The organism is Nostoc sp. CCY 9925 (assembly GCF_963920935.1).
GTDB lineage: Bacteria > Cyanobacteriota > Cyanobacteriia > Cyanobacteriales > Nostocaceae > Nostoc.
Map to the genome: position 1 here is coordinate 1 of NZ_CAWUDO010000204.1, position 5,942 is coordinate 5,942.

The following is a 5,942-nucleotide window of genomic DNA, read 5'->3' on the forward strand; positions in this document are numbered from 1 at the left end:
CAAATCTTCCTTCTACCATTTTTTTGTACCTAAATTTATATTTCGGACAGGTCTAATGACTTTGCCGAAGAACGGCACCGCAAGTACGATCTGCCAACTGATTCATGAAATATCGTATTGAAATTTCCAGTGTGGCGGAGTCTGAAGCAGACAAAGCCTTCTTACGATTGTCCCAAATTACATCACCTTCAAAGGCAAGTCAATGGTATGCACAATTGCTGCAAGCGATTGACTCCTTGTCTCAAATGCCAAAGCGCTGTCCTCTAGCGCCAGAGAACGAGTATTTCTCTCAAGAAATTCGATAACTACTTTATGGTCGAGGACGTAACTCATACCGCATCCTTTTCACTATCTTGGAGGGGCAAGAGGTATCTACAGTACGTATTCTGCACATCCGACACGCTGCACAGCAAATCCTTGGTGAAAATCCCGAGGAACCCAACGCCACATAGCAAATTACTGCACCGATCGCCTAGAGTTATGATGACGAAGGATGGGACATGACACCACACGTTAGTAACCTTGACAAAATTGCCAAATGTATTACCCCTCTCTACTCCCTCCCTCGTCTGTAGAGTAAAACTGTTGGGCATAAAAACGGGCATAGCGTCCTTCTTGAGAGAGGAGGGAGGTGTGAGTACCAGCTTCAACCACCTGTCCTTGTTCTAGTACAAGAATGCAGTCAGCCCGACGAACGCTGCTCAAGCGATGGGCGATAATAAACACTGTACGGTTTTGCATTACTCGCTCGATCGCCTCTTGAACTAGCGCTTCTGATTCCGAATCCAAAGCAGAGGTAGCTTCATCTAGGATGAGAATTCGCGGATCGTTGACAATTGCTCTGGCGATGGCTAATCTTTGGCGTTGTCCTCCAGATAGGTTAACTCCGCGCTCCCCTACCCAGCTATGGTAACCTTGGGAAAATTGGCTAATAAACGAGTGAGCATTAGCAATTTTCGCCGCTTCCTCAATTGCTGCTAAATCTAATTCTTCCTGACCGTAACCGATATTTTGGGCAATGGTTCCTGAAAAAAGCGTAATGTCTTGGGGAACAATGCCAATTTGATGGCGCAAACTGGTAAGCGCAACATCGCGGATATCGATATCATCAATCAGAATTTCACCCGCTTGGGGATCGTAGAAACGAAGTAAAAGGTTAATTAACGTCGATTTGCCCGCCCCAGAAGTACCAACCAAGGCAATGACATTACCCGGAGAAGCGTGCAGACAGAGATCCTTGAGGACTGGCTGACCGGGATTGTAGGCGAAATTGACATGGCGATACTCTACCTTGCCACTAACTCGTGGTAAATCTTTCGCATTTGGCTTTTCAATTAAACTCGGCTGCTTCGCCATCAGTTCAAAGATCCGTTCGACGGAAGCCTCGGTCTGTTTGTACTCGTTGTAATTGCTAATCAACAAATCGATTGGCTGAATCAGTATAGCCACAGCAGCTAAGAAACTGATAAAACCTTGAGATGTCAGCTGATTCTGAGAAATCTGCCACCCTCCCAATAGAAACAGCAGCATAATGCTAACTGCTTCCAAAAAACCAACAACGGGAAACTGAATGGATTTGAGTTGTAAAGCGCGATACTTAGCTTTGCGATTTTGTTCTGCTTCTTGATTGAATCGCTTGACTTCATATCCTTGTGCTGCAAAAGCTTGAACGACGCGAATCCCACTAAATACTTCAGTTAGCATTGCCGACAAATTGGAAACCTGATTTTGACTCTGGCGAGATAGCACAAGTAATCGCTGACCAAATAACCCAATCAACCAAGCCATCAAAGGAGCCAAAATCAAACTTGCAAGGGTGAGTCGCCAATTCAGGTAGAGCATGTAAATGGGAATCGCAATTAACTGCAAGAGATTGGAAAGAAACTGATGGGATAACTTGTCTACAATCTCGCCTACGCGATCAATATCTTCAGTCAGCCGATAAGTGAGGTCACCCGTCTGTGTGGTTTCAAAATAATCTAATCCGAGTTTGTGCAGGTGAGCGTAAACCCGCTTACGCAAGTTTAAAACCATGTTGAGAGCGGCAGCAATCATAAAGACATTCTGCCCGTATTGACAAAGCCCTCGAATCAAAAATACCAAAGTAGCTAGTCCGAGCCAGTAAGCAATCTGGTTAACATTTCCCTGGCCGACAAAAAAAGCAACCTGACCTGCTAGGTAAGGCAGTGCTAGGGTGAGCAACACAAATCCTAAAATACAAGCTAATCCCCGAACTAACAGCGGCCATTGGGGCCACAAATAAGGCAACAGTTGCCAGTAACTAGAGCGGACTTTCATAAGTAGTTGGACAAAATTAAATTTATTCGTGGAGATAGGGAACAGGGAATGGGGAATAGGGAACAGAGAACAAGAAAACAACGTGTGTAATTAATTCTGTCTAATACCGTTTCTTTGTGAAGCTGCATATATTTACCCCCCGGCTGTCGCCGTCCCCCCTTGGCAAGGGGGGACTATAGGGGGGTCTTGTTATGTGCATCTTCATACAGAATTGGTATAAGAGACTTCCAATTAAAAAAATATCCAATTTGTTTGTAGTAGCGTGGCAACACTTTGCGTTGTGCATTATCGGTGGTTGCCCGAATTCAATGAACGACACCCCAAATTCAATGAACAACACCCCAAATTCAATGAACGACACCCCGAATTCAATAAACGACACCCCAAATTCAATGAACGACACCCCGAATTCAATGAACGACACCCCGAATTCAATGAACGACACCCCGAATTCAATAAGGGAGTTCCAAGTAAAAAAATATTCCATTGCTATTGTTGACTCTTAACAGTCAACAGTTAACAGTCAACAGTCAACAACCTAAAGCGGTTGTTTTTATTTTTTGGAAGTTCCTAAGTACTTAATTGAATTGTGTATTGTTATCCTTCCCTTCATGATTCAAATTTGGTAGCACCAGTAATTTTGTCAATTCTGAATTCTGAATTTTGAATTCTGACTCCTGAGTTATGACGTAATTTTTACTCGATTTCTCCTAGAGAGGTTAGCAAAAAGCGGGCAATTCTTTCAGATGCGCCGGGTGGGCCAAATCGCTCAGGGCCATTTTGTTGACACTTAGCGAGGTAGTCTGCGTCTTGTAAAGTCTCGACTATTCGTCGGGCTGCTTGTTTGAGAGTCTCTGGAGTTGCTGGCCCGGTGCCGATGGTTTGGGCGGAAATGCCCAAGAGCCGCGTTTGTGCCTCTGCGAATTGATAGGTAAATTGCGGGCCTTCTCCGGGAATTTGGATAATTGGTTTGCCGATCGCTACTGCTAAATCCACTGCTAACCCTGCCATACCAATGACGAGGTTAGAGTAATATACAATGTCACTGAAAGCATCTGAGTAACATCTCACTTCCACAAGCCGTGATTCCTCAGCAGAACTACCAGGCAAAGAATAGGTGAGTACGCCTTGATTCAGTTGCCAACCTTGACTTTTAGCAATGTCGTCTAGTTCCTCCATCAAACGTGGTACCAAGGCGGCGCGAAACTGGAATCCTGACTCAGGCATCACCTTGGCAATTTCTACCACTAGCTGCAACTGCAAACAGAAATTTCGCGCTGCTTCTGGCATTCGTGAGCCTGGGAGGAGAGCGATCGCTGGAACGTCTGGTTTGAGGTGCAAGTCTTTGCCGACGGGGACGAGGCGATCTAATGCCGGAATACCGCCAAACTGAGCTTTAGCTATACCTTGGCGTTGGAGGTCACAAGCCGTATAGGAATCTCTGGTGAAAACTGTCAGACATCGAGAAGAATTCAAATCGTGCCACAGCAACGGATTGATACGCAATCGCCCTTCATAGAGAGCAGAAAGACAAGAGATAAACGAGACAAAGGGGCGCTTTGTTAAGTAAGCAAATGTCTGGGAGACAAAATCCCCAGTAGCCATAATCAAATCGCAGTTGGGAGCATACTGCAACACCGCTTGTAACTGCCGCCACGTTAACCCAATCAATCCCGATTGAAAATCTTTGAGCAAATAAAGCCGCTTCATGTAGAAGAATCCCCCAGAAGGCATTATTTGTGTAGGCCCAATAATGGGAATATCCAAGCTGCGGTAAGCTTTGCCTTCGCCCACAATCGGCATTGCTGCCATTTCAATGGAAGGACACAATTGGCGCAGGGTCTGAATAACATGAGAGGTGTGATTGTCCTCTCCGTGGCCGTTACTGATAAACAAGATTCGCTTAGAAGGCATCTTGGGGTTTGGATAGATCTAAAATACTTGTCTGGTCAGATTTTTAACCTACATTGAGTGAGTAGGCAAAGAAATTGATAGTATTTTTACTCTTAAGAGTTGTAATTTTATAGACAAATCTACAAACTTACTTTTCCAGGCGTAACCCGGAATGGAATTACTGCTAATCCCTGTTTTTGCAGACGCTAATTTATCAGAGAATACAGTATTAGGAGTACAAGTGCTATGCGTACATTAATCTGGGTTCATAAATTTGAACTGAGTAAACATAGTAATTTTAAGTGTTGACGACAAAGTGATAAAAAAGTTGTATCGCAAGAGTAAACATGGAACGCGCCATTTCTGCGTTGGGAATTTTAGTTTTTCTTGGCATATCTTACGCCTTTTCTGTGAATCGTCAGGCGGTGCGTTGGCGGATAGTAGCGTGGGGTTTGGGATTGGAGTTTATATTTGCTCTAGTGATTCTGAAAACTCCTTGGGGTTTGAATGTCTTTAAATCTCTCGGAGATATTGTCAGTAAATTTTTAGCATTCTCGGATGTCGGTGCGAAGTTTGTCTTTGGAGAAAATTTTAAGGATCATTTCTTTGCCTTCCAAGTGCTGCCGACAATTATCTTTTTCTCTGCTTTCATTAGTGTCTTATATCACTACGGCATTTTACAGCGAGTAGTAAACATAATGGCGTGGGTGATGATGAAAACGATGAAAACATCGGGTTCTGAATCTTTATCCTGTGCAGGTAATATCTTTTTGGGGCCAACAGAGTCAGCGCTGATGGTGAAACCTTACATAGCGAATATGACGCAATCTGAACTCCATGCACTGATGACGACTGGTTTCGCCACAATTGCAGGTGGAGTATTAGGGGCGTATATTTCCTTTGGCGTACAAACAGAACACCTAATAGCGGCTTTTTTTATGACTGCTCCCACATCGTTGGTGGTATCAAAATTGCTGTATCCAGAAACGGAAGTATCAGAAACGGCTGGTAAGGTAAAGGCGAATGTCGAAACTAATTATGTAAATGTCATTGATGCAGCTAGTAGCGGAGCAATTGACGGCGTAAAGCTAGCAGTTAATGTTGGGGTGATGATTATTGCTTTTTTGGGATTATTAGCTGCTGTAAATGCATTGTTGGGCTGGTTAGGCGGATTTGTCGGTTTACAAGAACTTTCATTGCAGCGGATTTTATCTTATTTGATGGCTCCCGTAGCATTTTTGATGGGTGTACCTTGGGCTGATTGTCGGCAAGTTGGGGCTTTATTGGGTACAAAGACAATTCTCAATGAGTTTATTGCTTTTTTGGATTTGAAGGCACTAATTGAGGACGGTAAAATTTCCCAACGCTCAGTAATTATTGCGACTTACGCATTATGTAACTTTGCAAATATCGGTTCTATTGGCATTACCATTGGCGGTATTACTGGTATAGCACCCAATCGCCAGCATGATTTAGCTCGCATGGGTGTCAGGGCAATGATTGGCGGATTGTTAGCGGGTTTTATTACCGCTTGTATTGCTGGGATGTTGATTTGATGGGGGCAGAGGGGCAGGGGGGCTAATAAAGTTGAAATAAATTGGCTTAGTGGGAAATAGTTATTAGCGATCGCTCTTATCGTTTGGCAATCAACGAGTATCAAAGGTGGATGAATCCAGTTTAAAAGTGGATGAATCCAGTTCAAAGGTGGATGAATCCAGTTCAAAGGTGGATGAATCCAGTTCAAAGGTGGA

The 5,942-nt window shown here is 43.9% G+C and carries 4 protein-coding genes; 2 read left to right on the forward strand and 2 right to left on the reverse strand.

The window, feature by feature from the left end:
- Nucleotides 1-104 precede the first annotated feature (104 nt).
- Nucleotides 105-305 carry a hypothetical protein gene (locus tag ACM0OY_RS39130; protein ID WP_414574089.1) on the forward strand — a complete coding sequence of 67 codons (201 nt, stop codon included), beginning with the start codon at nucleotides 105-107 and terminating at the stop codon, nucleotides 303-305.
- Between the two features lie 238 nt (nucleotides 306-543).
- Here the strand turns inward: ACM0OY_RS39130 and ACM0OY_RS39135 are convergent, their stop codons facing one another.
- Nucleotides 544-2,298 carry an ABC transporter ATP-binding protein gene (locus ACM0OY_RS39135; RefSeq protein WP_414574090.1) on the reverse strand — a complete coding sequence of 585 codons (1,755 nt, stop codon included), beginning with the start codon at nucleotides 2,296-2,298 and terminating at the stop codon, nucleotides 544-546.
- Between the two features lie 696 nt (nucleotides 2,299-2,994).
- Entirely contained in the window at nucleotides 2,995-4,212 is a 1,218-nt protein-coding gene (locus ACM0OY_RS39140) for a lipid-A-disaccharide synthase-related protein (RefSeq protein ID WP_414574091.1), read from the reverse strand.
- A 326-nt stretch (nucleotides 4,213-4,538) separates the two neighbouring features.
- Between ACM0OY_RS39140 and ACM0OY_RS39145 the strand changes: the two genes are divergently transcribed.
- Nucleotides 4,539-5,747 (forward strand): NupC/NupG family nucleoside CNT transporter, encoded by a 1,209-nt coding sequence (locus ACM0OY_RS39145; RefSeq protein WP_414574092.1) that lies wholly within the window; start codon nucleotides 4,539-4,541, stop codon nucleotides 5,745-5,747.
- Nucleotides 5,748-5,942 lie beyond the last annotated feature (195 nt).

Excerpts from the sequence above, each read along its gene's own strand:
- ACM0OY_RS39130 (WP_414574089.1), top strand. The coding sequence starts at position 105 with ATGAAATATCGTATTGAAATTTCCAGTGTGGCGGAGTCTGAAGCAGAC.
- ACM0OY_RS39135 (WP_414574090.1), bottom strand. The coding sequence starts at position 2,298 with ATGAAAGTCCGCTCTAGTTACTGGCAACTGTTGCCTTATTTGTGGCCC.
- ACM0OY_RS39145 (WP_414574092.1), top strand. The coding sequence starts at position 4,539 with ATGGAACGCGCCATTTCTGCGTTGGGAATTTTAGTTTTTCTTGGCATA.
- ACM0OY_RS39140 (WP_414574091.1), bottom strand. The coding sequence starts at position 4,212 with ATGCCTTCTAAGCGAATCTTGTTTATCAGTAACGGCCACGGAGAGGAC.